The organism is Nocardia sp. NPDC004718 (assembly GCF_053601535.1).
Genome location: NZ_JBSGCA010000035.1, coordinates 50,630 through 75,806 on the forward strand (window position 1 = coordinate 50,630; position 25,177 = coordinate 75,806).

Annotated in this window: 22 protein-coding genes; 11 read left to right on the forward strand and 11 right to left on the reverse strand. The window is 69.4% G+C overall.

Going from position 1 to position 25,177, the window contains the following annotated elements; genetic code table 11:
* Positions 1-50: 50 nt before the first annotated feature.
* Positions 51-1,466: an FAD-dependent monooxygenase gene (locus tag ACWEH3_RS24690; protein WP_450014965.1), complete on the forward strand. Its 1,416-nt coding sequence runs from the start codon at positions 51-53 to the stop codon at positions 1,464-1,466.
* On the opposite strand, the gene ACWEH3_RS24695 is transcribed toward ACWEH3_RS24690, so the two are convergent.
* A complete protein-coding gene (locus ACWEH3_RS24695; protein WP_450014966.1) occupies positions 1,459-2,448 on the reverse strand; it encodes a heme o synthase in 990 nt (329 codons plus the stop codon). The two genes, ACWEH3_RS24690 and ACWEH3_RS24695, sit on opposite strands and share 8 nt — an antisense overlap.
* A gap of 786 nt (positions 2,449-3,234) precedes the next feature.
* Between ACWEH3_RS24695 and tkt the strand changes: the two genes are divergently transcribed.
* The 7 genes from tkt to ACWEH3_RS24730 all read left to right on the forward strand — a co-directional run bounded on the left by tkt (position 3,235) and on the right by ACWEH3_RS24730 (position 12,712).
* On the forward strand, positions 3,235-5,376 hold the full coding sequence (gene tkt, locus ACWEH3_RS24700; RefSeq protein WP_450014967.1) for a transketolase: 2,142 nt from the start codon (positions 3,235-3,237) through the stop codon (positions 5,374-5,376).
* A gap of 6 nt (positions 5,377-5,382) precedes the next feature.
* A complete protein-coding gene (gene tal, locus ACWEH3_RS24705; RefSeq protein ID WP_450014968.1) occupies positions 5,383-6,519 on the forward strand; it encodes a transaldolase in 1,137 nt (378 codons plus the stop codon).
* A 3-nt stretch (positions 6,520-6,522) separates the two neighbouring features.
* Positions 6,523-8,097, forward strand: coding sequence for a glucose-6-phosphate dehydrogenase (gene zwf, locus ACWEH3_RS24710; protein ID WP_450014969.1), 1,575 nt, complete (start codon positions 6,523-6,525; stop codon positions 8,095-8,097).
* Complete coding sequence (gene opcA, locus ACWEH3_RS24715) at positions 8,094-9,002, forward strand: glucose-6-phosphate dehydrogenase assembly protein OpcA (protein WP_450014970.1); 909 nt, start codon at positions 8,094-8,096, stop codon at positions 9,000-9,002. The genes zwf and opcA overlap by 4 nt, the downstream gene beginning before the upstream one ends.
* Positions 8,995-9,750 carry a 6-phosphogluconolactonase gene (pgl, locus tag ACWEH3_RS24720; RefSeq protein ID WP_450014971.1) on the forward strand — a complete coding sequence of 252 codons (756 nt, stop codon included), beginning with the start codon at positions 8,995-8,997 and terminating at the stop codon, positions 9,748-9,750. The genes opcA and pgl overlap by 8 nt, the downstream gene beginning before the upstream one ends.
* A gap of 115 nt (positions 9,751-9,865) precedes the next feature.
* Positions 9,866-12,184: a transketolase C-terminal domain-containing protein gene (locus tag ACWEH3_RS24725; RefSeq protein ID WP_450014972.1), complete on the forward strand. Its 2,319-nt coding sequence runs from the start codon at positions 9,866-9,868 to the stop codon at positions 12,182-12,184.
* Positions 12,185-12,232: 48 nt separating this feature from the next.
* Positions 12,233-12,712, forward strand: a complete 480-nt coding sequence (locus ACWEH3_RS24730; RefSeq protein ID WP_450014973.1) for a hypothetical protein — start codon at positions 12,233-12,235, stop codon at positions 12,710-12,712.
* 9 nt (positions 12,713-12,721) lie between these two features.
* Here ACWEH3_RS24730 and ACWEH3_RS24735 read toward each other — a convergent pair whose 3' ends face one another.
* Together ACWEH3_RS24735 and ACWEH3_RS24740 are read right to left on the reverse strand one after the other, a co-directional pair.
* Positions 12,722-13,324, reverse strand: a complete 603-nt coding sequence (locus ACWEH3_RS24735) for a DUF7691 family protein (RefSeq protein WP_450014974.1) — start codon at positions 13,322-13,324, stop codon at positions 12,722-12,724.
* Between the two features lie 61 nt (positions 13,325-13,385).
* The gene (locus tag ACWEH3_RS24740) at positions 13,386-14,333 is read right to left on the reverse strand and encodes an alpha/beta hydrolase (protein ID WP_450014993.1); all 948 of its coding nucleotides are present in this window, start codon (positions 14,331-14,333) and stop codon (positions 13,386-13,388) included.
* Between the two features lie 96 nt (positions 14,334-14,429).
* Between ACWEH3_RS24740 and ACWEH3_RS24745 the strand changes: the two genes are divergently transcribed.
* Positions 14,430-15,278, forward strand: a complete 849-nt coding sequence (locus ACWEH3_RS24745; protein ID WP_450014975.1) for an SDR family NAD(P)-dependent oxidoreductase — start codon at positions 14,430-14,432, stop codon at positions 15,276-15,278.
* A gap of 6 nt (positions 15,279-15,284) precedes the next feature.
* Here ACWEH3_RS24745 and ACWEH3_RS24750 read toward each other — a convergent pair whose 3' ends face one another.
* Positions 15,285-16,118: a LysR family transcriptional regulator gene (locus ACWEH3_RS24750; RefSeq protein WP_450014976.1), complete on the reverse strand. Its 834-nt coding sequence runs from the start codon at positions 16,116-16,118 to the stop codon at positions 15,285-15,287.
* 69 nt (positions 16,119-16,187) lie between these two features.
* Between ACWEH3_RS24750 and ACWEH3_RS24755 the strand changes: the two genes are divergently transcribed.
* Positions 16,188-17,321: a YbfB/YjiJ family MFS transporter gene (locus ACWEH3_RS24755; RefSeq protein WP_450014977.1), complete on the forward strand. Its 1,134-nt coding sequence runs from the start codon at positions 16,188-16,190 to the stop codon at positions 17,319-17,321.
* On the opposite strand, the gene secG is transcribed toward ACWEH3_RS24755, so the two are convergent.
* The 3 genes from secG to ACWEH3_RS24770 are packed head-to-tail and all read right to left on the reverse strand — an operon-like array spanning position 17,308 to position 20,150.
* Positions 17,308-17,541 (reverse strand): preprotein translocase subunit SecG, encoded by a 234-nt coding sequence (gene secG / locus ACWEH3_RS24760; RefSeq protein ID WP_014351691.1) that lies wholly within the window; start codon positions 17,539-17,541, stop codon positions 17,308-17,310. The genes ACWEH3_RS24755 and secG overlap by 14 nt on opposite strands.
* Before the next feature lie 55 nt (positions 17,542-17,596).
* Positions 17,597-19,195 (reverse strand): MFS transporter, encoded by a 1,599-nt coding sequence (locus tag ACWEH3_RS24765; RefSeq protein WP_450014978.1) that lies wholly within the window; start codon positions 19,193-19,195, stop codon positions 17,597-17,599.
* 10 nt (positions 19,196-19,205) lie between these two features.
* A complete protein-coding gene (locus ACWEH3_RS24770) occupies positions 19,206-20,150 on the reverse strand; it encodes an EamA family transporter (RefSeq protein WP_450014979.1) in 945 nt (314 codons plus the stop codon).
* A 248-nt stretch (positions 20,151-20,398) separates the two neighbouring features.
* Between ACWEH3_RS24770 and ACWEH3_RS24775 the strand changes: the two genes are divergently transcribed.
* Positions 20,399-21,181 carry an META domain-containing protein gene (locus ACWEH3_RS24775; protein ID WP_450014980.1) on the forward strand — a complete coding sequence of 261 codons (783 nt, stop codon included), beginning with the start codon at positions 20,399-20,401 and terminating at the stop codon, positions 21,179-21,181.
* A gap of 9 nt (positions 21,182-21,190) precedes the next feature.
* On the opposite strand, the gene ACWEH3_RS24780 is transcribed toward ACWEH3_RS24775, so the two are convergent.
* The 4 genes from ACWEH3_RS24780 to gap form a co-directional block, all read right to left on the reverse strand.
* Positions 21,191-21,835, reverse strand: coding sequence for a DUF1579 family protein (locus tag ACWEH3_RS24780; RefSeq protein WP_450014981.1), 645 nt, complete (start codon positions 21,833-21,835; stop codon positions 21,191-21,193).
* Between the two features lie 142 nt (positions 21,836-21,977).
* Positions 21,978-22,763, reverse strand: a complete 786-nt coding sequence (gene tpiA / locus ACWEH3_RS24785; protein WP_450014982.1) for a triose-phosphate isomerase — start codon at positions 22,761-22,763, stop codon at positions 21,978-21,980.
* Positions 22,764-22,765: 2 nt separating this feature from the next.
* The gene (locus ACWEH3_RS24790; RefSeq protein WP_450014983.1) at positions 22,766-23,980 is read right to left on the reverse strand and encodes a phosphoglycerate kinase; all 1,215 of its coding nucleotides are present in this window, start codon (positions 23,978-23,980) and stop codon (positions 22,766-22,768) included.
* A 5-nt stretch (positions 23,981-23,985) separates the two neighbouring features.
* The gene (gene gap / locus ACWEH3_RS24795) at positions 23,986-25,005 is read right to left on the reverse strand and encodes a type I glyceraldehyde-3-phosphate dehydrogenase (RefSeq protein ID WP_040867484.1); all 1,020 of its coding nucleotides are present in this window, start codon (positions 25,003-25,005) and stop codon (positions 23,986-23,988) included.
* Between the last annotated feature and the right edge of the window lie 172 nt (positions 25,006-25,177).

A 25,177-nucleotide genomic window follows, 5' to 3' on the forward strand; every position in this document is an offset into this window, starting at 1 on the left:
CATGACACTGAATATGCATTCAGTGAATATAAATTCATCAGGAGTACGTCATGGCACAGCTCGTTCTCGTCGCGGGCGCCGGACCCACCGGCCTCACCCTCGCCCTCGATCTCGCTCGCCGGGACATCCCGGTCCGGATCGTCGACAAGGCGCCCACGTTCTTCGCGGGCTCGCGCGGCGACGGCATCCAGCCGCGCACCCTGGAAGTGTTCGACGACCTGGGGCTATTGGACGCGGTGCTGGCGGCCGGAATGCCGACACCGGTGATGCGCGTACATCTGGGCGGCGAGTTCGTCACCGAACGCCGAATGAGCGAACCGGTCGAGCCGACGCCCGCCGTCCCCTACCCGAATCTGTGGGTGCTCGGCCAGTCCCGCACCGAGGCCATCCTGCGCGAGCGGCTCGCCGAGTTCGGGGTGCACGTGGAACTGGGCACCGCGTTGACCGGCTTCACACAGGACGACGACGGTGTCGTCGTGACACTGGAACACGACGGCACGCCGGAGACCGTGCGCGCCGCCTACCTGATCGGCGCGGACGGCGGCAAGAGCACCGTGCGCAAGACACTCGGCATCCCGTTCGAGGGCAGCACCGACGAATCCCTGCGCATGCTGCTCGGCGACGTGCGCGCCGACGCGCTCGACCACGAGTTCGGCTACTGGTTCGCCGCCGCCGACGAGCCCATGCGGGGCATCGCGTTGTCCCCGCTGCCCGGTGGGCGTCAGTTCCAATTCGCCGCCCCGTCGACCGGCGACGCGGAGCCGAGCCTCGAGCTGCTCCAGGAATACGTGGACCGCTATTGCGGACGCGACGACGTCACCCTCACCGACCTGACCTGGGTGACCGTGTGGCGTCCGAATATCCGCCTCGCGCAGCGCTTCCGCGACGGCCGGGTGTTCCTGGCCGGCGACGCCGCGCACGCGCATCCGCCCACCGGCGGCCAAGGCATGAACACCGGCATCCAGGACGCCTACAACCTCGGCTGGAAGCTGGCCGCCGCGCTCGCCGGGGACGACACGCTCCTGGACAGCTACGAGACCGAGCGCAGAACGGTGGCCGCCAAGGTGCTCGGGCTCAGCTCCGAACTGCTGGACAAACTGGTCGACGGCGACGAGGACGCGATGGAACGCGGAGCGGAAACCCAGCAACTGGACATCAGCTATCGAGACCCGGCCGAGCGCGGCTGGTTCGCCGTCGGCGACCGGGCGCCGGACGCGCCGGTGAAAGACCAGCACGGACGGCCCGTCCGATTGTTCGATCTGTTCCGCGGGCCCCACGCGACGGTGCTGTCATTCGGCGCCCAAGCGGAAGCCGGGCCGCACGCGTACGCGGTGGTGCGTCCCGGTGCGCAGGTGGACGGGCCGCACGTGGTGGATGTCGACGGGCATGCCCACGCGGCCTATGCCGCGGCCGAGGGCACCCGGGTGTTCGTCCGCCCGGACGGCTACGTCGGCGCGCTCAGCTGAAGAAGCTGCCGACGGTGTCCCAGCCGAGCACCGAGTCCACCGCGAGGCCGCAGAACACCACGGCCAGGTAGTTGTTCGACTGGAGGAACAGCCGCAGCGGCTTCACCGACTCGCCGCGCCGCACGCCCGCGTACAACTGGTGCGCCATGAGCAGGAACCACGCTCCGGCCACCAGCGCCACGGCCGCGTAGATCACGCCGGTGGCGGGCACCAGGGCGAGCGTGGTGAGCACGGTCAGCCAGGTGTAGACGACGATCTGCTTGGTGACGGTCTTCTCGGTGGCCACCACCGGCAGCATCGGCACGCCCGCCGCGCGGTAGTCCTCCTTGTAGCGCATGGCCAGCGCCCAAGTGTGCGGCGGCGTCCAGAAGAAGATGACGCCGAACAGCGCGATTGCGGGCCAGCCGATGCCGCCGGTCACCGCCGACCAGCCCACCAGCGCGGGCATGCAGCCTGCCGCGCCGCCCCACACCACGTTCTGCGAGGTGCGGCGCTTGAGGCCCAGCGTGTAGACGAAGACGTAGAACAGGATCGTGGCGACGACGAGCACGCCGCTGAGCAGGTTGGCCTGCCACCACAGCCAGGCGAACGAGCCGACCCCGAGCACGACGCCGAACACGAACGCGTTGCGGGTCGGCACCGCGTCCCTGGCCAGCGGCCGCTTGGCGGTGCGCTTCATGACCTTGTCGATGTCGGCGTCCGCGACGCAGTTGAGCGTGTTCGCGCTCGCCGCCCCCATCCAGCCGCCGAACAGGGTCGCGAGGATCAGGCGGATGTCGACGGTGCCGCGGTCGGCCAGCAGCATGGTCGGAATCGTGGCGACGAGCAACAGCTCGATGACCCTGGGCTTGGTCAACGCGACGTAGGCCAGTACCCGTCGAATCAGCCGGGACGGTAGGCCGGGACCCGTGAACCGGTCGGCCAGCGCCGTCGCGGAGGAGCCGTGCGCACCATCGCCACCCGGCTGTTGCCCAATCCGCACTGTCTCTCCTCGCACGCTGTGCATCGCATCCGGCATCGACCAGCAGTGCACTCGTCCCGGTGGTACGGGTGCGCCCGCGCCGGACTTCCGTCCGCCCCGGCGCCCCTTCCGACCGGTGCGGCGCGACTACTACTACAAAGGATGGTAGACCCCCGCCGCGCCCGCCCCTCCCGTCGCCCCCGCGCTAGAGGACCGGAATGTGACGGGGGCGACGGCTCGTTCGGCTCGTCCGCGGCACCCGGATCGGAGCCGCTTGCCCTTCCCTGTCCACGTTCTCGACTCGCGCGGAGCCGCGCGCACGCGCGGCGTGGATTCCGCGCCGCGGAAAAAAAATTCATCGACCCCACCCAACCCGGCGAACCCACCGCATGCCTCGGACCGCGTGGTGCGGCAACTTTCGCCACCGCACCGGCGCATGCCACAAAGCAGTCGCTTGCTCAATACTTTCCCATCACACCGAACACGCGCCCTACGAGGGCGTTCACAACCCGTCTCGCGTCCGGCATGCGCGTGACGCGAGCGCCGAAGACACCCGGCCCACCCGTTCCGGCACCGCTGATGCAAGGCCGCCAACACACCGCCGTCGCAGTCGTGGCCCGTGCGAACCACCTGCGAACGCGCAGCGCAACGGGCGCCGCGAAACCAACACAGGGTTAATGGTGTGCCGGTCACCGGGCACAACTAGGGTAAGTGGGTATACCCGGTTAGCACGCCGTGCTGCCGCGCGATCATCGCCGTCAGAAACCCACCCGCCGTCGACGAATCAATGTCAGGAGAACCTCGGTCGTGTCGATCACAGACGACATCCGCGCCCTCACTCAGCCGAACCACCCGGACGACTGGACGGATCTGGACACCAAGGCTGTCGACACCATCCGGGTCCTGGCCGCCGAGGCGGTGCAGAACGCCGGAAACGGCCACCCCGGTACCGCGATGAGCCTGGCGCCGCTGGCGTACACGCTGTACCAGCGGACCATGCGCATCGACCCGAGCGATCCGAGCTGGGTCGGCCGGGACCGGTTCGTGCTGTCGGCCGGTCACTCCAGCCTGACCCAGTACATCCAGCTGTACCTGGCGGGTTACGGCCTGGAACTCGACGACCTCGAAAACCTGCGCAAGTGGGGCTCGCTCACCCCGGGGCACCCCGAGTTCCGGCACACCGACGGCGTCGAGATCACCACCGGCCCGCTCGGCCAGGGCCTGGCCTCGTCGGTCGGCATGGCGATGGCGGCGCGTCGTGAGCGCGGCCTGTTCGATCCCGCCGCCGCGCCGGGCACGAGCCCGTTCGACCACTTCATCTACGTCATCGCCTCCGACGGTGACCTCGAGGAGGGCGTCAGCTCCGAGGCGTCGTCGCTCGCGGGCACCCAGCAGCTGGGCAACCTCGTGGTGATCTACGACGACAACAAGATCTCCATCGAGGACGACACGACCATCGCGTTCACCGAGGACATCGCCAAGCGCTACGAGGCCTACGGCTGGCACGTGCAGGTGGTCGAGGGCGGCGAGGACGTCGTCGCCATCGAGGCCGCGCTGCAAGCCGCCAAGGCCGAGACCGGCAAGCCCTCGATCATCGTGCTGCGCACCATCATCGGCTACCCCGCCCCCAGCAAGATGAACACCGGCACCGCCCACGGCGCGGCGCTGGGCGCCGACGAGGTGGCCGCCACCAAGAAGATCCTCGGCTTCGACCCGGACAAGAGCTTCGACGTGGACCCGGCCGTCATCGAGCACACCCGCAAGGCCATCGAGCGCGGCCGGAAGGCGCACGAGCAGTGGCAGCAGTCGTTCGACGCGTGGGCCGCGGCCAACCCGGAGAACAAGGCGCTGTTCGACCGCCTCTTCGCGCGGCGCCTGCCGGAGAACTGGACCGCGAATCTGCCCAGCTACGAACCGGATCCGAAGGGTATGGCCACCCGCAAGGCGTCCGGCAAGGTGCTCGCCGCGCTGGCGCCGGTGCTGCCGGAGCTGTGGGGCGGTTCGGCCGACCTGGCCGAGTCCAACAACACCACCATGCCCGACCAGCGCAGCTTCGGGCCGGAGTCGATCTCCACCGGCATGTGGAAGGCCGATCCGTACGGCCGCACCCTGCACTTCGGTGTGCGCGAGCACGCGATGGGCGCGATTCTCAACGGCATCGCCCTGCACGGCCCGACCCGTCCGTACGGCGGCACCTTCCTGGTGTTCAGCGACTACATGCGCCCGTCGGTCCGCCTGGCCGCGCTGATGCGCGTGCCCGCGATCTACGTCTGGACCCACGACTCCATCGGTCTCGGTGAGGACGGCCCCACGCACCAGCCGATCGAGCAGCTCGCCGCGCTGCGCGCCATCCCGGGCCTCAACGTGGTCCGTCCGGGTGACGCCAACGAGACCACCTACGCCTGGCGCACCATCCTGGAGCGCGACAGCAGCGAGCACAGCTCGCACTTCTCGGTGTCCGAGCCGCCGCACCAGGACGGCCCGTCCGGGCTGGCGCTGACCCGCCAGGACCTGCCGATTCTCGAAGGCACCAGCTACGAAGGCGTGAAGAAGGGCGGCTACATCCTGGCCGAGGCGTCCACGGGCGCACCGCAAGTGATCCTGATCGCCACCGGTTCGGAGCTCCAGCTCGCGGTCGCCGCCCGCATTACGCTGGAGGAGCAGGGCATCGCCACCCGCGTGGTGTCGATGCCGTGCGTGGAGTGGTTCGACGCGCAGGACAAGGCTTACCGGGACGAAGTGCTTCCGCCCGCGATCGCCGCGCGCGTGGTCGTCGAAGCCGGTATCGCGATGCCGTGGCACCGGTTCGCCGGTGACGCGGGCGAGATCGTGTCGATCGAGCACTTCGGCGCCTCCGCCGACTACAAGACCCTGTTCCGCGAATTCGGCTTCACTCCGGAAGCCGTCGTTGCCGCCGCGCAGCGCACGCTCGAGAACGTGAAGGGATAAGCGCTCATGGCTCAGAACGAGAATCTCGCCGCCCTCTCGGCGGCGGGAGTGTCCATATGGCTCGACGATCTGTCCAGGGACCGGATCCAGTCCGGCAACCTGCTCGAGTTGATCGAGACCCGGTCCGTCGTCGGGGTCACCACCAACCCGACGATCTTCCAGGGTGCGCTCAGCCAGGGCCACGCCTACGACGGCCAGCTGAAAGAGCTTGCCGCGCAAGGTGCCGACGCCGACGCCGCGATCCGCACCATCACCACCGATGACGTCCGCGCGGCCTGCGACGTGTTCGCTCCGGTCTTCGAGGCGACCGGTGGCGTGGACGGCCGGGTCTCCATCGAGGTCGACCCCCGCCTGGCGTTCGACACCGACCGGACCGTCGCGCAGGCGGTCGAACTGTGGAAGATCGTCGACCGGCCCAATCTGTTCATCAAGATCCCGGCCACCGAGGAGGGCCTGCCCGCCATCGCGGCCGTGATCGGCGAGGGCATCAGCGTGAACGTCACGCTGATCTTCTCGGTGCAGCGCTACCGCGCGGTGATGGGCGCCTACCTGGAAGGCGTGAAGAAGGCCAAGATCGCCGGTCACGACCCCGCCAGGATTCACTCCGTCGCCTCGTTCTTCGTCTCCCGCGTGGACACCGAGATCGACAAGCGACTGGAGGCGCTCGGCACCGAGGAGGCGCTCGCGCTGCGCGGCAAGGCGGGTATCGCCAATGCCCGCCTCGCCTACGCCGAGTACCAGGATGTGTTCGACGGAGGCAAGCACACCTCCACGTTCCTGAACCTGGCCTCCTCGGGCGCGAATCGGCAGCGTCCGCTGTGGGCGTCGACCGGCGTGAAGAACCCGGAGTACCCCGACACGATGTACGTCACCGAACTGGTCGCCCCCAACACGGTGAACACCCTGCCGGAGAAGACGCTCCAGGCGTTCGCCGACCACGGCGTGGTCTCCGGCGACACGGTCAGCGGCAAGGCGGCAGAGGCCAAGGACGTCTTCGATCGGCTCACCGCCGTCGGCGTCGACCTCGACGACGTGTTCGCGGTGCTCGAGCGCGAGGGCGTGGACAAGTTCGAGAAGTCCTGGGAGGAGCTGCTTTCCGCCACCGCCGACGAGCTGAAGTCGGCGTCGACCGGGAACGGCTGATCCATGGCCGGGGCAGCACCCGCGGATCGGCCGGACGCGGTCGAATGGCAGAACCCGCTGCGGGACAAACGGGACAAACGGCTTCCGCGCATCGCCGGGCCGTGCAGCATGGTCATCTTCGGCGTCACCGGTGACCTGTCTCGCAAGAAGCTGATGCCGGCCATCTACGACCTGGCGAACCGGGGGCTGCTGCCCCCGGCCTTCGGCTTGGTCGGTTTCGCGCGCCGCGACTACGCGGACGAGGACTTCGCGCAGGTGGTGCTGGAAGCGGTCAAGGCGCACGCGCGTACCCCCTTCCGCCAAGAGGTCTGGGATCAGCTCCTGGAGGGCATCCGGTTCGTCCAGGGCACCTTCGACGACGACGCGGCCTTCGACCGGCTCGCCGACACCTTGACCACGCTGGACAAGGAGCGCGGCACCGGCGGCAATCACGCGTTCTATCTGTCCATCCCGCCCAACATGTTCCCGATCGTGCTCGACCAGCTGTGCGCGCACGGCCTGGCCCAGAGCACCGGGCCCGACGCGGCGCGCAGGCCCTGGCGGCGAGTGGTGATCGAGAAGCCGTTCGGGCACGATCTGAAGAGCGCGCAAGAACTCAACGCACTGGTCAACGGCGTGTTCCCCGAGGAGCGGGTCTTCCGCATCGACCACTACCTGGGCAAGGAGACGGTGCAGAACCTCCTCGCGCTGCGCTTCGCCAACCAGCTGTACGAGCCGATTTGGAACGCCAACTTCGTCGATCACGTGCAGATCACCATGGCCGAGGACATCGGCCTCGGCGGACGCGCGGGCTACTACGACGGCATCGGCGCCGCGCGAGACGTGATCCAGAACCACCTGCTGCAACTGCTGGCCCTCACCGCCATGGAGGAGCCGATCAGCTTCGAGCCCAAGCAATTGCAGACCGAGAAGATCAAGGTGCTCTCGGCGACCAGGCTCATCGAACCGCTGGACGAGACCACCGCGCGCGGCCAGTACACCGAAGGCTGGCAGGGCAGCGAGCACGTGGTCGGGCTGCTGCAAGAAGAAGGTTTCGACCCGAACTCGAAGACCGAGACCTATGCCGCGATCCGGCTGGAGATCGACACCCGCCGCTGGGCGGGTGTTCCGTTCTTCCTGCGCACGGGAAAGCGGCTCGGCCGCAGGGTCACCGAGATCGCGGTGATCTTCAAGCGGGCGCCGCACCTTCCGTTCGACCAGACCATGACCGAGGAACTCGGGCAGAACGCGCTGGTCATCCGGGTGCAGCCGGACGAGGGCATCACCACCCGGTTCGGCTCGAAGGTGCCGGGCTCCAGCATGGAGGTGCGCGACGTCAACATGGACTTCAGCTACGGCGAGGCGTTCACCGAATCCTCGCCGGAGGCCTACGAACGTTTGATCCTCGACATGCTGCTCGGGGAGCCGTCGCTGTTCCCGGTGAACGCGGAGGTCGAATTGTCCTGGCGCATCCTGGATCCGGTGCTCGACCACTGGGCGGCCGACGGCTGGCCGGAGCCGTACGAGGCGGGCACCTGGGGCCCGTCGTCCGCGGACGAGATGATCGCCCGCACCGGGCGGGAATGGCGGCGCCCGTGATCGTCGACATGCCCGACACCAAGACCAGCGAGGTCACCAAGCGCATCGTGCAGCTGCGCGAGAGCAACGGCGTGATCACCATGGGCCGCGTGCTCACGCTGGTGGTGTGCACGTTGGACAGCTCCGAGGCCGAGCACGCGATCGAAGCGGCGAACGAGGCCAGCCGCGAGCACCCCTGTCGCGTGGTGGTGCTCGCGCGCGGCGACCGGGAGGCCGCCACCCGGCTGGACGCGCAGATCCGGGTGGGCGGCGACGCGGGGGCGGCCGAGGTCATCGTGCTGCGGCTGCAAGGTGAACTGGTCAACCACGAGAGCAGCGTCGTCACCCCGTTCCTGCTGCCGGATACCCCGGTGGTGGCCTGGTGGCCGCGCGGTGCGCCGGAGTTCCCGTCGAAGGATTCGGTGGGCCGTCTGGCGGGCCGCCGCATCACCGACGCCACGTTCGCTGCCGATCCCCAGGCCGCGATCAAGAGGCGGCTGCAGTCGTATGCCAGCGGCGACACCGATCTGGCCTGGAGCCGGATCACGTACTGGCGGGCCCTGCTGGCGGCGGCCATGGACGAGCCGCCGTTCGAGTCGGTGGATTCGGTGACGGTGTCCGGGCTGCGCGACGAGCCCGCCCTGGACATTCTGGCCGGCTGGCTGGCCGCCCGGCTGGGCTGCCCGGTGCACCGGCGCACCGGCCCGCTGCGGGTGGAACTGCATCGTCCCACCGTCTCCATCGCGATCGAACGACCGCAGACCGGCCGCACCGCGACGCTGACCCGCACCGGCGAACCGGTGCAGCGAATCGCCCTGGCGCGCAGGGAGACTCGCGACTGCCTCGCCGAAGACCTACGCAGGCTGGACGCCGACGAGATCTACGCCGAGGCGCTGGCCGGAATCGAGAAGGTGATCTATGAGTGAGCCCACCGATTCGCCGTTCCCCAGCGACACCGTCGAGGTGCATCTCGACACCGAGTCGCTGGTGGCCGCCGCGGCGGCCCGCTTCGTCTCCGTCGTCGTCGCCGCCCAGGCCGAGCGCGGCTCCGCCTCGGTGGTGGTGACCGGCGGCGGGACCGGTATCGCTCTGCTCGAGCAGGTGCGCAAGTCGCCCGGCGACATCGACTGGTCCCGACTCGAGGTGTTCTGGGGCGACGAGCGTTTCGTGCCCGCGAACGACCCCGAGCGCAACGACCTGCAAGCCAGGCAGGCGCTGTTCGACCATGTACCGGTGGATCCGGCGCGGGTGCATCCGGTGGCCGCCTCCGACGGCGAGTACCCCGACCCGGTGGAGGCCGCCGCCGAGTACTTCGCGACGGTGCACGCCCACCTCGCCGAACACGGCGCCTTCGATCTGCACCTGCTCGGCATGGGCGGCGAGGGTCACGTGAATTCGCTCTTCCCGGATACCGACGCGGTGCGCGAACCCCACGACCTCGTCGTCGCCGTGACGAATTCGCCCAAGCCGCCGCCGGTTCGGGTGACATTGACCCTGCCCGCGATCCGCCGCAGCAGGCACGTCGTGTTGGTGGTCGGCGGCGCCTCGAAGGCCGAAGCGGTCGCCGCGGCCATCAGCGGCGCGGACCCGGTGGACGTGCCCGCGGCGGGAGCGACCGGTACGGAGTCCACCACCTGGCTGCTCGATCAGGAGGCCGCGTCCGCGCTGCGCTGAGCGCTCGCTACCAACTCCTTCATCTCGTAAATTTGCACATCGCGAGCCCTAGTTTTCCGGAAGAACACCGCCGGATAACGCCGCCGAGCGGCGGAGTTTACGAGATGATCGGTCGATGACCGAGCAGGCAGTGGATCTCGACGAGCGGTTCCGCACCGCCGTCGCCGCACTGGCCGCCCGCCCCCGCCGCCCGGCGGACCAGCCGATCGCACCCGGCGGCGCGATCACCGGTGCGGCGTGCCTCGATCTGTTCGAAGCGCAGGCGACGAGCAGGCATCTCGATCTCGCGGCACGCCGCCTCGGCAGCGCCCGGCGCGGTTATTACAGCATCGGATCGTCCGGTCACGAGGGCAATGCCGCTGTGGCGGCGGCCCTGCGGGTCACCGATCCCGCCCTGCTGCACTACCGATCGGGGGCGTTCTTCGTGCATCGGGCCCGGCGCGTGCCTGGGCTCGACCCGATCCGGGACGTTCTGCTCGGGGTGGTGGCCGCGGCGGCGGACCCGATTTCCGGTGGCAGGCACAAGGTGTTCGGCAGCGCCGCCGCCGACGTCATCCCGCAGACCTCGACCATCGCCTCGCACCTTCCGCGCGCCGTCGGGCTGGCGTTCGCGATCGATCGCGCGGCCCGGCTCGGTGTCGCCGGTCCTTGGCCCGCCGACGCGGTGGTGGTGTGCAGCTTCGGTGACGCGTCGGCCAACCACTCCACCGCGGCCGGGGCGATCAATGCCGCGATCCACACCGCCGGTCAGGGAATCGCCATGCCCATCCTGTTCGTCTGCGAGGACAACGGCATCGGGATCAGCGTTCCCACGCCGCCGGATTGGATCGAACAGGCCTACGGCAGCCGCCCGGGCCTGGCCTACTTCGCCGCGGACGGCTGCGCCGCCCTCGACGCGCTGAGCACCGCGAACACGGCGGCGCGGTGGGTGCGGGACCGCCGCGCGCCCGCGTTCCTGCGGCTGCGGACCGTGCGTCTGCTCGGTCACGCCGGATCCGATGTCGAAACCGCCTATCGCCGCCCCGCCGAGGTCGCCGCCGATCTCGCCCGCGATCCGGTCGTGGCCACCGCACGGCTGCTGATCGAGTCCGGAGTCGCCACACCCGCCGGCGTGCTCGACCGCTATGCCGACATCGGCCACCGGGTCGCCACGGCCGCCGAACTCGCCTCGGCGGAACCGAAACTCGCCTCGGCGGCGGCCGTGATCGCACCGATCGCTCCCGCTCGCCCTGCGCTGGTGCGCGCCGACGCGCTGCGGACCGAACCCCTCCCACCCAACGAGCGCGAACCCGCGGAGACCGAGGACACGATCGCGGGCCGCGGTGCGCCGCAGCGCCGCAATGGCGCCGCGCATACCGAGCCGATGACCTTGGCGCAGGCGATCAACGACACCCTCGCAAGCCTCCTGGCACGCGACCGCGACGTGCTCGTCTTCGGCGAGGACGTCGGCCGCAAGGGTGGCGTGTACGGCGTGACGAAGGGTTTGCAGAAGACCTTCGGCGCGCGCCGGGTGTTCGACACCCTGCTGGACGAGCAGAGCGTCCTCGGTACCGCGCTGGGCTCGGCGCTGGCCGGGTTCGTGCCGATTCCGGAGATCCAGTACCTCGCCTACCTGCACAACGCCGCCGATCAGATCCGCGGCGAAGCGGCCACGCTGTCGTTCTTCTCCGACGGCCGTTACCGGAACCCGATGGTGGTGCGGATCGCCGGATACGCCTATCAGAAGGGTTTCGGCGGCCATTTCCACAACGACAACTCGGTTGCCGCGCTACGCGACATCCCCGGCGTCGTGCTCGCCTCCCCGGCCCGGGCCGACGACGCCGCGGCGATGCTGCGCACGTGCGTGTCGGCGGCCCGCGTGGACGGCAGAGTCTGCCTGTATCTCGAGCCCATCGCGCTGTATCACACCCGCGACCTGCACCGTCCCGGCGACGACGGCTGGCTGGCACACCCGGCTCCGGCCGAGCACGCCGAAATCGGCCGCGCGCGCGTCTACGGCGAAGGCCCCGACCTGACCCTGGTGAGTTTCGCCAACGGCGTGCCGATGAGCCTGCGCGCGGCTCGGCGCTTGGCCCGGCACGGAATCGACGCGCGCGTGCTCGACCTGCGCTGGCTCGCTCCCCTGCCGGTGGACGATCTGCTGCGCCATGCGCGCGCGACCGGGCGGGTCCTCGTCGCGGACGAGACTCGCCGCAGTGGTGGCGTGTCGGAGGCCGTGTGCACCGCGCTGGTCGACGCCGGTTTCAACGGCCGCCTCGGGCGCGTGACCAGCGAGGACAGCTTCGTGCCGCTGGGTCCGGCCGCCGCGACGGTGCTACTCGATGAGGACCGGATCGAAGCCGCGGCCCTCCGCCTGCTGAGCGAGCCGACCGGCACGCGGACGCGGCGCGCCGAGGCCCGGCATTCCCCGGAATTCGATTCGGCCGGGGAATAGTGGAAATACAGTGAGGACGAGGGTGACCAGCAGCGGAAAGGACTCGCGATGACCACGATGTCCATGCTCGGCGAGGTGCGACCGGAGCACGAGCACACGGCCGACGGCGACCTGGTGCTCCTGCACTACTTGCGGTCGTTCCACAAGCCTGTGCTGGACGTGTGGTCGGCGGCCACCGAACGGGGCCAGCTCGCCCGCTGGCTCGGCGCCGTCTCCGGCGGCAACGGCAACCTGACCATCGAGCTGTTCGACGGTCCCGTCCCCGGCCCGGTCGCGGTGCGCGTCGACCACTGTCAGGCGCCGCACGAACTGGTCGTGCACATCGACGGTTGCCTGCTCGAAGTCCGGATGACCCAGGTCGGCGTGGTCACCACGGTGGAACTGACCCGCCGCCACGTGTCTCCCGCCGACGCGGGCGCGATCGGTCCCCGCTGGCAGTATCTGCTCGACCGGCTCACCGCCTACCTGGACTACCAGCCGCTGCCGCGGTGGTCGGACTATCCGAAACTGGCCGGGGAATACCGCTAGGCCCATGGCTCAGTAGAAGAACCCGGCGACGCCCCAGCCGGGACGGGCCTGCGCCTCCCGGATCCACTCGACGCAGGATTCGATGGCGGCGAGTACCTCGTGGTCGACCTCCTCGCGCTGCGGTGGTGTGGTGGACTCCCACTGCACGAGCGCTTCCGCGCACTGCTCCGGCGTCCACTCGCCGTAGCCGGGCAACTCGTCGGGTTGCGGCAGCGACGGCGGCAGCGAGTGGTACATGAACGCGCGCACGCTGACCGCTTTGATGCCGAGCGTGGCCAAGCCGTCGTCGACGTGGTCCAGCCAACGGCCACGGAACGCCGAGAAGTAGCGGTTGTCCACGAACCGGCCGTAGAACTGGCAGATCGTCTGGTAGGCGTAGCCGTACTGGAAACCGTAGGCCGGGTCGAACGGGCCGCCGTCGACGACGGCGCGCACCGCCTCGTAGCGGGTGGGCGCACCGGCCGCGATCTCCTCGGCGAACCAGTCGTCGTCATGGGTGAGCTGGGCTTTGAACCGGCCGCCGATCATCCGCCGGAGCTTGTCGTCCCCGCACCCGATGGCGCCCTTGATCCGGTCCAGCTCGACGACGTAGATGCTCAGGCTATAACTCATTCACCGAACATTAGCGGTGCCCACCGACACCGAACGCCGCTGAGCCCGAACGCGTTTCGGCTCAGGCCGGAAGCCCGGCCGGATGCGCGGCCAGATGGGCGAGATGAGTGGTGAGCAACACGTTCACCTGCTCGGTCCGCTCCAACTGCACGAGGTGGCCCGCGCCGCCTATTTCGGTCACCGCGCGCAGGTCGGCGACGTGCCTGCGCATGGTCGCCAGCGGATCACGGCCGCTGAAACCTTCCATGTCGGGATCCCGGTCGCCGTACAGGAAATAAGCGGGCGCAGTGACTTTCGCGTCCGCGTAGTCGGCGGTGAGCTCCCAATTGCGATCCAAGTTGCGGTACCAGTTCAATCCGCCGGTGAATCCGGTGTGTTCGAAATCCCGCGCCAGCATGTCCAGCTCGTCCGCGCCGAGCCAGCGCCACGGCAGCGCGGGCGCCTCCGGCAGCACGTCGAGATAACCGGTGCCCTCGGCCGGGAAACGCCAGGTGTCCAGGTAGTGATAGTCGGCGCTCAGCGCGTAGTACACGCGGGCGAGGAACTCTTGGGGACGCGCACCGAGTTCCTCGTCCGCCGGGCCTGGAGTCTGGAAGTAGTGCAGATGCAGGAAGTGCCGGGCCGCCGCCTTGGCCCACAGCTGCGACGGAGCGCGCGGCGGGCGTGGCGAGAACGGGTTGTTCAGGACGATGACTCCGCGCACCCGCTCCGGGGCGCGTAACGCCAGTTCCCACACCAGCGCCGCGCCGAAGTCGAGGCCGACGAACACCGCCTGCTCGGCTCCGATGTCGTCGAGCAGAGCGAGCAGATCACCGCAGACCGCGCGATTGGTGTACTCCTTTGGATCGGCCGGGACATCGGTCTGTCCGTAACCGCGCAGATCCGGCGCGATGGCGCGGTACCCGGCCGCCGCGATCGCGGGCAGCTGGCGGTGCCAGATGTACCAGGTGTGCGGGAAGCCGTGGCAGAAGACCACCGGCTGTCCTGATCCCTGCTCGGCGACGTGCATACGGACCCCGCCGGTCGTCACGAACCGATGCGTCAGCTCCACTCGGGCCTCCAAAGCCTAGAACACGTTATCGTTTCACGGTAATGTTCCGGTTTCGTGAGCGGAATACCCGAAAGGCTCGAAGGCAAGGTCGCGGTGGTCACAGGCGCCAGCCGCGGCATCGGCAAGGGCATCGCACTGGAGCTGGGCGCCGCGGGCGCGACGGTGTTCGTCACCGGCCGCTCGGCGGCGCAGGGACGGCTACCCGGCACCGTACACGCCACGGCCGCGGAAATCGATGCCGCGGGCGGGAGCGGCATCCCGTTCGTATGCGACCACCGCGACGACGACGCGGTGGAGCGGCTGTTCGAGTTGATCCGCACCGAGCACGGCAGGCTGGACGTGCTGGTGAACAACGTCTACAACTCCCCCGCCGCGGCCCGCTGGCTGGGCAAACCGTTCTGGGAGGTCCCGCCTGCGGCATGGGACGAGTCGTTCGACGTGGGCGTCCGATCACATTACGTGGCGAGCTTTTTCGCCGCGCCGCTGTTGATCGAGTCGGGCGGGCTGATCGTCAATATCTCGTCGCCGGGCGCGCGCCGGTACATGCACAACGCGGTCTACGGCGTCGCGAAATCCGCCGTGGACCGGCTCACCGCCGACCTGGCGCACAACCTCGCCGGTACCGAGGTCACCGTGGTCTCACTCTGGCCCGGCATCGTGGACACCGAACTGCTGCAATTGGTTCCGGCCGGCGCCGACGGCAGGCGGCTGGTGACGCTGCCCGGCGAGGGCACCTTCGATCTCGGCGACGCGCAGACGCCGCGCTTCACCGGCCGTGCCGTCGTCGCGCTCGCCACCGACCCGGGGCGTCGCTCCCGCACCGGGTTGCCGTGGCCCGTAGCGGATCTCGCCGAGTACTACGGATTCACCGACATGGACGGGCGCATTCATCGCGTCGACTGACCGCGATCAGAGGACCCCGAGAAAGCGCTGCACCGAGCGTGGCGGGACCGGCCTGGCGCGCCACGCCACGTACACGTGTGAGGGCGGCGCGTCGGGGATGTCCAGATAGACCACGCCGGGGTGCGGCGCCCTGGTGCGCGCCAGATCGGGAACCACACCGATACCACGATCGGCCGCCACCAACTCGATCCATTCGTCGAAATTGGTGCAGCTGATCACGACGCGATCCGCGTCGACCGGCTGCCACGACGCGGCGTCGGTGGTGCCCGAGACGGTGTTGACCACCAGCGGCCGGTCCGCCAGTTCCGACCAGGACAGGCGCGTCGCGCTCGCCAGCGGCGAGTGGGTGGCCACCGCGAGCACCCGCTGTTCGGTGGCGATGATCCGCGACGCCAGGTGACGCGGTAGCCGGGTCTCCTTGCGGTAGATGGCGATGTCGACCGTCCGCTCGTCCAGCGCGGCGAGCGGATCGTCCACGCGCCGCAAGGTGATCCGGCCACCTTGTTCCTCGTACCGACGACGGGTCGCGGCGAACCACGCGTCCGGCAGCAACCACGAGAATCCGACTTCCAGCGTGGCGCGCGAGCGCAGTTCCGCGGTGACCCCGTCGACATCGGCCAGGATGCGGCGGGTGTGGGCCAGCAATTCGGCGCCCTCGGCGGTGAGCGCGAACCGCCGGGACGTGCGCTGCACCAACCGGCAGTCGACCAAGCGCTCCAGTTGCTGGATCGTCCTGGTCAAGGCGGGCTGGCTCAGGTGCAGCCGGGTCGCGGCGCGGGTGTAGTTCGCCTCCTCGCACAATGCGAGGTAGGCCCGCAGATGCCGCAACTCGATATCCATGCGTTGAGCGTATACATCGTGCGTGGAAAGCATTTCCGCAGCGATGCCCTGCGCTCGTACGGTCGAACCGTGACCACTGTTGTCCTCGCCGCACCCCAGCGCCGCGCCCTCGCTCCCGCGGTGGCCGCGGCATCCGGCCTGGCCGCCGCGATGGGGGTGGGGCGCTTCGTCTACACCCCCTTGCTACCGCTCATGGTCGACGCGCACCGCATCACCGCGCACGACGGCGCCTTGATCGCCACCGCGAACTACGCCGGTTATCTGCTCGGCGCGCTGCTGCTCACCTGGCGTCCGGCGCTGCACGACCGCAGGGTCTTCCTGGCGTCGGCAGCGCTGCTGATCGCGAGCGAGGCGCTGATGGCGGCGCCGGGGCCGATCCTGTTCCCCGCCGTGCTGCGCCTGGTCGCGGGCGTAGCCAGCGCGGTGATCTTCGTCGCCTGCGCCAGTTTCGCGAGCCGTCCCGGCAGCGGCAGGCAGTCGGCGGGAATAGTGTTCGGCGGCATCGGATTCGGCATCGCGTGGACCGGCCTGCTGGTGCTGGCGTTGCGGCCGGTGCTGTCCTGGCAGATGCTGTGGCTGGTCTCCGCGGCGCTCACCGCGGTCCTGCTGATTCCCGTGTGGCGTATGAATATTCGTCCCGGGCAGCGCGTGCCACGCGGTTCGGCACGCGGCTCGCGCGTCTGGCGCGCCCTGCTCGTCGCCTACTTCCTCGAAGGCCTCGGGTACATCGTGATCGGAACCTTCGCGGTGGCGGCGGTGAGCGCGGAACGCGGGCCGGTGGCCGGCTCGGCGATGTGGATCGTCGTCGGCGCGGCAGCCTCGGTCTCGACCGTGCTGTGGGGCGTGGCCGCCCGGCGCTGGTCTCCGGCACTGCTGTTGCCCGTCGCGTTGGGGGCGCAATGCGTATCGGCGGCGCTCCCGGCCGTGTCCGGCGCACTCTGGGCCGCGGTGACGGCGGCGGCCCTGTTCGGCGGGACGTTCGTCGGCATCGTCATGCTCGCCATGCGGGTCGGCGCCGAGTTGACCGATGGCGCCGCGGCGCCGCTGACGGCCGGTTACGGTGCGGGCCAGATCCTCGGCCCCGTGGTGGTGGCCCCTGTGCTCGGGACGAGCTATTCCGCCGCGTTCGTCATCGCCGCGGTGGTGCTCGGCGCGGCGGCGCTCACAGCGGGGGCAGTGCACACCGGGATCAGGCGAACTTGATCTCCAGGCCGATGCCGAGGATGGCGATCAGCCAGATGAGGCCGGTGAAGATGGTGACGCGGTCGAGGTTCTTCTCCACGACGGTGGACCCGGACAGGCTCGACTGCACGCCGCCGCCGAACAGGCTGGACAGACCTCCACCCTTGGCGCGGTGCAGCAGCACCAGCAGCACCAGCAGCACGCTGGTGATGATCAGGAGGATATCCAGGAACATCCGCATGCCGGACAGTGTATGCGGTCGATGCGACGGCACCGAATCAGGCACTCGGCGGGCGCTAGCGCGGGTCGACCGCGACCAGATGGGTGACCTGCTCCCCTTCGTCGGCGCGGAACTTCGCGACCGCCTCTTCCCGCAGCTGGTCCTGAGCGGTGAGCCGGACCTGGTGCTGGTGCATGTGCTCGGCCCAGGACCGCACGACGAACGCCTCGACATAGCGGTCGATCACCCCGACGTCGCGATACAGGCGCCATTCCATCGCTCCGGTGCGCTGCCGGGACCGCCCGACGAAGGCCATGGCGGCGAGGAATTCCTCGACACACCCCTCCGGGACGTCGTAGCCGCGCAGGATCAGCACCGGACCATCGTCGGGATCGAGTTCGACCACCAGCTCGGGTTCCGGCCAGAACGCCGAGGGGGTGAGATCGAGCAACTCGGGATCGTTGCGGATGGGCAGCCACACCGTGCTCACCGCGCAGAACGCCAGCAGCCCGGCGGCCCACAGCAGCGCGGGCACCGAGCCGATCGCGCCTGCGACCACGCCCCAGACCAGCGAGCCGATCGCCTGCCCGCCCATGAAGACCAGCAGATACACCGACAGCCCTCGGGCACGCACCCAGGACGGCAGCAGTAGCTGCATGGTCGAGTTCATGGTGGACATCGCCAGCAGCCAGGCCAGGCCCGCGAACACCAGCAGCAGCAGTACCACCGGCACGACGTGCAGCAGCGCGGTGCCCGCGCTCGCCAGTCCGAACAGGATCGCGGCGGTGGTCAACCGCTGCGTGGGGGTCAGCCACGCGCGCAACCGCGACAGTGCCGCGGCGCCCAGCACCGCGCCGATGCCGAGGGCGCCCAGCATCAGGCCGTACCCGGACGACGACAGCCCGAGTTGATCCCGCGCGATCACCGGCAGCAGCGCCCACACGGCGCTGGCGGGTGCGATGAACAGGATCGAGCGCAACAGCACCCGGCGAATGGCGGGTGCCGCGCGGATGAACCGGGTGCCCGCCTGCAAAGCCGCCAGCGGACGCTCCGTGGGCAGGCGCCGATCGGTCGCGGGGCGGCGCCACACCGTCAGCACCGCGACGATGCCGACGAACGACACCGCGTTCAGCCCGAACACCAGCGTCGGCCCGGATAGCGACACCAGCACACCGGCAAGCGCCGGACCCACCGCCCTTCCGATATTGATGTTCATGCTCCCCAGCGCCGACGCCGCCGGGATCTGCTCGCGCGGGACCAGTTCCGGCTGGATCGCCTGCCAGGCCGGTGCGGTCAGCGCCTGACCGCAACCGAGCAGGAACAGCAAGGTGAGCAGCACCGCCGGCGTGGTGTGCCCGGTCGCGGTCGAGACCGCGAGGACCGTGGCCAGCACCGCCATCGTGGATTGCGCGCCGAGCAGCAGCCTGCGCCGATCCATCAGGTCGGCGATCACGCCGGACGGAATGGCCAGCAGCATCACCGGAAGCGTGATCGCGGTCTGCACGAACGACACCAGCGCCGCCGCATTGGGCTGGTCGACCATGATCCACTGCGCGCCGACGGTCTGCATCCAGGTGCCCAGGTTCGACACCAATTGCGCCACCCACAGCGCCCGGTAGATCGGAGAACGCAGCGGCGCCCACGTGGAAATCGGGAGCGTCGCGGCGGTCGTCACTCGCCGAAGCTTAGTCGTGGGACAGACACCGCCCCGACGCCGCATCCGGTGCCTGCGCCGCCGGTCGCGCCTGGGTCGCCGCGAGCAGCACCGCGGCGATCAGCAAGGCGGCGCCGGCCAGTCCCGACGTGGTGAGGCGTTCGCCCAGCACGACCGCCGCCAGCACCGCCCCGGTCAGCGGCTCGAGCAGGGCGAGCACCGCTGCGATCCCGGGACCGGCCGCCGCGAGCCCGCGGAAGTACAGGGTGTAGGCCACCGCGGTCGGTGCCAGCCCCAGCAGGAGCACCAGCGCGACGCTGCGAGGCGTCACGTCGAACGCCACACCGCTGGTAGCCGCGAGCGGAGCCAGCAACAGCGCGCCTCCGGTGAACCCGAAGCCCGTGGTGGTCATCGCGTCGAGGCCCGGGACCGGCGCCGCGTTGATCACGGTGACCGTCGCGAACGCCGCCGCGGCCGTCGAGGCGAGCGCCGCACCCGCCAGCAACCCGCCCGCGCCCGCGTGGCCGGTCGGCACGCCGACCAGCAGAGCCAGTCCGCAGAGGGCGATGCCGATGGTCGCCGCCCTGCGCCGGTCCACCGCACGCCTTCCGGTGCAGTGCTCGAGCACAGCGACGACCACCGGCGACATGCCGATCGTGAGCAATGTGGCGAGGCTCACCGACGACGCCGTCACGGCGCCGAAATAGGCGCCCTGGAAAGCCGCCGCGAGTCCGGCCACCGCACCGATCCGCCGCCACGCCAGGGGATCTCGCGGCCACGGCCGCCGCGTTCCCGCGAGCAGCACCACCAGCAGCAGCCCGCCGACGGCGAGGCGGCAGGTGGCGACCGCGACGGGCGACAGGCCGGTGGCCCGGTGCAACAGCGTGCCGAGTAAACCGCCGGTGCCCCACAGGATTCCGGCTCCGACGAGATAGGCCAGCCCGGAACGGCCGGCCGAGGACACAGATGAGGACATGAAAGATCGCGCTCCTGCGACAAAAGGGATGGGGTCGCGGAAGCGAGGTGCACAGCGATGCCGAGAAGAGCGCGCTCACCGATCGGTGGCGCGCTGGATACCTACACCTCGCTCAGGAGGCGGGCGGCGGGGTGATGGGGAAGCATCGGTGCACGGGACAGATACTAGTACGAGGCGTGGCGGCGAGTCATCGACACCGCGACCGTCGAAATCCGGGTGCGACGGCGCATCATCGGTAGCATCGCCGCATGGTGGCACACTTGGCGCGGCTGGGACCCGTCGTCCTGCTCGCCCTCTGGGCGATCACCGGGTGCTCGAGTGGCGAACCGAAGCGGGGCGCCGACGAACCGACCCCGGCGGGCCGCACCTTCCTCTCGACCGATGTCCAGGGCACTCCGATTCCCGGGGGCGGTCCGCTGACGCTCGGCTTCACCGACAGCCGCATCGCCGCGGACGCGGGCTGCAACAAGTTCACCGGCGCGGTCTCCTTCGACGACCACGTCCTCCACGTGTCCGGCCTGGCCACCACCCTCATGGCCTGCGAGGACGATCGGCACGGCGCCGACGAGTGGCTCAGCGGGCTGCTGAATTCCGAGCCCGGCTGGCGGCTCGACGACACCCGGCTCACGCTGCACAGCCCCGACCGCACCGTGACTCTGCTCGACAAGAAGATCGCCCGGCCGGACAAACCGCTCGAGGGCACGCAGTGGCTGGTCACCGCGCTCATCACCGACAACAGCCAGGTCCGCTCACGCGCCCTCGACGAGGCGCAGCCCACGCTCGTCATCGCCGAGGACGACGGCGTCTCCGGCAACGCCGGATGCAACCGCATGACCGGCAGCGCCGAGGTGTCCGGCACCCGGATCACCTTCCGGATCGCCACCACGAAGATGATGTGCTCGCCGGAGGTGATGGAGGTCGAGCAGGCCGTTCTGAAAGCCCTGGACGGCAAGGCCACCGCCACGGTGGACGCCGATACGCTGACCGTGCGCAACGACAACGGCGCGGGACTGGTCCTGCACGCGCAGTGAACGTACCCGCTACTTCTTCCGCGTGAGTACAACGCGATCGGCGACCCGCTCCGCCTCGCCGGGCGGCGCGAAGTAGATCTCCATCACCACCCGATCGGCCGACTCCGGCCGGATCACCGTGCGCATAGGGATGGTCTTGCCGACGAACTGCGGGCCGAGCACACCGGGGTCGGTGAATTCTCCGGCCATGACGATATCGGTGTCGCCGCCACTGTTCTTCGCGCCCTTGTAACTCATTGTCATCGGCGTGACGCTGTCGACGGTCGTCCACTCGTAGCGGTTATCCGTCGGTGCGAATCCGAGCAGACCGAGCCGATAGTACGGCTTGTCGCCGAAGGTTCCCTCGGCTTCCTCCCGCAGGAAGTTGCCGCCGGTCTCAGCGATCCATTCCCACCGCGAGGCGATCTCGCTTCTGATCGGATTCTCCGCCGTGCCGCCCGCGATGTAGGTGGATTTCTCGCCCTTCCATTCCCCCACGAGCTGGTTCAGCCTGCGGTGCCCGGCGTCCTGCTGCTGCGGCTGCACCGCCGTGGCAGTGGCCGACGCCGCGTCGTGGTGGGCGTGATCGTCATGCGAGGTGTCCCCGGAGCAACCAGCGAGGGCGACCAGCGCGGCGAGCGCGACCGGGAGTGCGGCGTACAGCTTGCTTGGCATCACGGAAGTCCTTGTCCGACTGACGAATCGAGCTGCGTCATCATCGCACGGCTGGACCGCATCGGTGGTTCACCGTTGGGAAACGCGCAGCAGCCCGGTATCGCGGGAGCGGCGATACCGGGCTGTCGCGTGTAGCGCCGTATCAGGGCAGCGGGCCGCCCGCGGCGATGGCGGAGAGGGTGGCGAATTCGTCACCCTTGAGCGAAGCGCCGCCGACCAGTGCGCCGTCGATGTCGTTCTGCGCGACAAGTTCTCCGACGTTCTTGGCGTTCACCGACCCGCCGTAGAGCACGCGGACGCCCGCCGCGACCTCCGGCGAGGCGAGCTTCTCGAGTTCCCCGCGGATCGCGCCGCAGACCTCTTGCGCGTCGGCGGGGGTGGCGACCTTGCCGGTGCCGATCGCCCACACCGGCTCGTAGGCGATGACGATCTTCGAGACCTCTTCCGCCGTCAGGCCTTTCAGCGAACCGCGCAGTTGCTCGAGGTTGTACTCGACGTGCGTGCCCGCCTCGCGGACGTTCAAGCCCTCGCCGATGCACACGATCGGGGTGATCTCGTGCTTCAGCGCCTGCTTGGCCTTGGCCAGCACCGTGGCGTCGTCCTCGTTGTGGTACTGCCGCCGTTCGGAGTGCCCGACCACGACGAAGGCGCACCCCAGCTTGGCGAGCATGCTCGCGCTGATCTCGCCGGTGTAGGCGCCCGACTCGTGCACCGAGACGTCCTGGCCACCGTAGGTGAGCAGGAGCTTGTCCCCCTCGACCAGCGTCTGCACGCTGCGGAGGGCGGTGAACGGCGGGAGCACCGCCACGTCCACCTTGTGGAAGTACTTCTCCGGCAAGGCGAACGCGATCTTCTGCACCAAGGCGATGGCCTCGAGGTGATTGAGGTTCATCTTCCAGTTGCCCGCGATGAGCGGTTTGCGTGCCATGCTCAGCCCTCCAACACCGCGATACCGGGCAGCTCTTTGCCCTCCAGGTACTCCAGCGACGCGCCGCCGCCGGTGGAGATGTGCGAGAAGCCGTCCTCCGGCAGGCCGAGCGCCCGCACGGCCGCGGCCGAGTCGCCGCCGCCGACCACGGTGAATGCGCCCTTGCCGGTGGCCGTCACGATCGCCTCGGCCACCCCGCGGGTGCCCGCGGCGAACTTCTCGAACTCGAACACGCCCATCGGCCCGTTCCAGAACACGGTCCGCGCCTCGGTCAGCAGCACCGAGAAGCGGTCCACCGAATCCGGGCCGATGTCCAGGCCCAGCCAGCCGTCCGGGATCTCGTGCGCGGGCACCACCTTCGACTCCGCGTCCGCGGCGAACTTGTCGGCCACCACGATGTCGCGCGGCAGGTGGATGACGTCGGCGTACTGCTCGAGCAGCCGCTTGCAGGTGTCGACCATCTCCTCCTGCAACAGCGAGGCGCCTACCGAAAGACCCTGTGCGGCAAGGAAGGTGAAGCACATGCCGCCGCCGATCACCAGCGTGTCGACCTTCGGCGCGAGCGCTTCGATGACCGCCAGTTTGTCGGAGACCTTGGATCCGCCGAGCACGACCGCGTACGGCCGATCCGGGGTCTCGGTCAGCTTGGCCAGTACCTCGACCTCGGCCGCGACCAGCTTGCCCGCGTAGTGCGGCAGCGACTGCGCGACGTCGTACACCGACGCCTGCTTGCGATGGACCACACCGAACCCGTCGGAGACGAACGCGCCGTCGTCGCCGACCAGCTCGACCAGCGCCGCGGCCAGCTTGGCCCGGTCGGCGTCGTCCTTGCTGGTCTCGCGCGGGTCGAAGCGGATGTTCTCCAGCAGCAGCACGTCGCCGTCGGTGAGGCCCTCGGACCGCGCGAGCGCGTCCTGCCCCACCACGTCACCGGCGAGTTGCACGTTGCGGCCCAGCTCCTCGGCGAGCCTGGCGGCCACCGGCGCCAGCGACAGCTTCGGGTCCGGTCCGCCCTTCGGCCTGCCGAGGTGCGCGGTCACGACGACCTTGGCGCCCGCTTCGGCGAGCGCCCTGATGGTCGGCGCCGAGGCGATGATGCGGCCCGGGTCGGTGATCTGTCCCTGGTCGTCGAGGGGCACGTTCAGATCGGAGCGCACCAGTACGCCCCGGCCCTCGACACCCTCGTCGAGCAGATCCGCGAGTGTCTTGACAGCCATGCGCGTCAGAGCGACTTGCCGACGAGGCCGATGAGATCGGCGAGACGGTTGGAATAGCCCCACTCGTTGTCGTACCAGGACACGACCTTGACCTGGTTGTCGATCACCTTGGTCAGCGGCGCGTCGTAGATCGAGGAGGCCGGGTCGGTCACGATGTCGCTGGAGACGATCGGGTCGGTGTTGTACTTCAGGATGCCCTTCAGCGGGCCCTCGGCGGCGGCCTTGTAGGCGGCGTTGATCTCCTCGATCGAGGCCGACTTGCGCAGGGTGGCGGTCAGGTCGGTGACCGAGCCCGTCGGCACCGGGACGCGCAGCGCGTAGCCGTCCAGCTTGCCCTGCAGCTCGGGCAGCACCAGGCCGATCGCCTTGGCGGCGCCGGTGCCGGTGGGCACGATGTTCAGCGCGGCGGCGCGGGCGCGGCGCAGGTCGCTGTGCGGACCGTCCTGCAGGTTCTGGTCCTGGGTGTAGGCGTGGATGGTGGTCATCAGGCCGTGCTCGATGCCGAACTCGTCGTTGAGCACCTTGGCCAGCGGGCCGAGGCAGTTGGTGGTGCACGAGGCGTTGGAGATGATGTTCTGGCTGCCGTCGTACTTGTCGTCGTTGACACCCATCACGATGGTGATGTCCTCGCCCTTGGCCGGCGCGGAGATGATCACCTTCTTGGCGCCCGCGGCCAGGTGGCCCTTGGCCTTGGTGGCATCGGTGAAGATGCCGGTGGACTCGACGACCACGTCGACGCCCAGGTCACCCCAGGGCAGCGCGGCGGGGCCCTCCTTGATGGCCAGCGCCTTGATCCGCTGGTCGCCCACCACGATGGTGTCGTCGCCGTCGAGCGAGACGTCCTGGGGCAGACGGCCCAGGATCGAGTCGTACTTGAGCAGGGTCGCGAGGGTCGCGTTGTCGGTGAGGTCGTTGACCGCGACAATCTCGATGTCGGTGGTGCCGAGCGCCTTCTGCGCCTCCACCGCCCGGAAGAAGTTACGTCCGATACGACCGAAGCCGTTGATGCCTACACGGACAGTCACGTTATCGCTCCTCAACTTTCCAGCGGATCATTCCGATGTCCACTCACACTAACGTCCTACCGTGACCTCTCCGACACGCACCTGGCTTTCGTGAGCGCGGGGATGCCTGGTCAGACGCCCGACCAGGACGAGTTCCGGCCGCCGGAAACGCCGCGATCCCCGCGCCGGGGGC

Excerpts from the sequence above, each read along its gene's own strand:
- ACWEH3_RS24690 (WP_450014965.1), top strand. The coding sequence starts at position 51 with ATGGCACAGCTCGTTCTCGTCGCGGGCGCCGGACCCACCGGCCTCACC.
- tal (WP_450014968.1), top strand. The coding sequence starts at position 5,383 with ATGGCTCAGAACGAGAATCTCGCCGCCCTCTCGGCGGCGGGAGTGTCC.
- zwf (WP_450014969.1), top strand. The coding sequence starts at position 6,523 with ATGGCCGGGGCAGCACCCGCGGATCGGCCGGACGCGGTCGAATGGCAG.
- pgl (WP_450014971.1), top strand. The coding sequence starts at position 8,995 with ATGAGTGAGCCCACCGATTCGCCGTTCCCCAGCGACACCGTCGAGGTG.
- ACWEH3_RS24725 (WP_450014972.1), top strand. The coding sequence starts at position 9,866 with ATGACCGAGCAGGCAGTGGATCTCGACGAGCGGTTCCGCACCGCCGTC.
- ACWEH3_RS24730 (WP_450014973.1), top strand. The coding sequence starts at position 12,233 with ATGACCACGATGTCCATGCTCGGCGAGGTGCGACCGGAGCACGAGCAC.
- ACWEH3_RS24735 (WP_450014974.1), bottom strand. The coding sequence starts at position 13,324 with ATGAGTTATAGCCTGAGCATCTACGTCGTCGAGCTGGACCGGATCAAG.
- ACWEH3_RS24740 (WP_450014993.1), bottom strand. The coding sequence starts at position 14,333 with ATGCACGTCGCCGAGCAGGGATCAGGACAGCCGGTGGTCTTCTGCCAC.
- ACWEH3_RS24750 (WP_450014976.1), bottom strand. The coding sequence starts at position 16,118 with ATGGATATCGAGTTGCGGCATCTGCGGGCCTACCTCGCATTGTGCGAG.
- secG (WP_014351691.1), bottom strand. The coding sequence starts at position 17,541 with ATGCGGATGTTCCTGGATATCCTCCTGATCATCACCAGCGTGCTGCTG.
- ACWEH3_RS24770 (WP_450014979.1), bottom strand. The coding sequence starts at position 20,150 with ATGTCCTCATCTGTGTCCTCGGCCGGCCGTTCCGGGCTGGCCTATCTC.
- ACWEH3_RS24775 (WP_450014980.1), top strand. The coding sequence starts at position 20,399 with ATGGTGGCACACTTGGCGCGGCTGGGACCCGTCGTCCTGCTCGCCCTC.
- ACWEH3_RS24780 (WP_450014981.1), bottom strand. The coding sequence starts at position 21,835 with ATGCCAAGCAAGCTGTACGCCGCACTCCCGGTCGCGCTCGCCGCGCTG.
- tpiA (WP_450014982.1), bottom strand. The coding sequence starts at position 22,763 with ATGGCACGCAAACCGCTCATCGCGGGCAACTGGAAGATGAACCTCAAT.
- ACWEH3_RS24790 (WP_450014983.1), bottom strand. The coding sequence starts at position 23,980 with ATGGCTGTCAAGACACTCGCGGATCTGCTCGACGAGGGTGTCGAGGGC.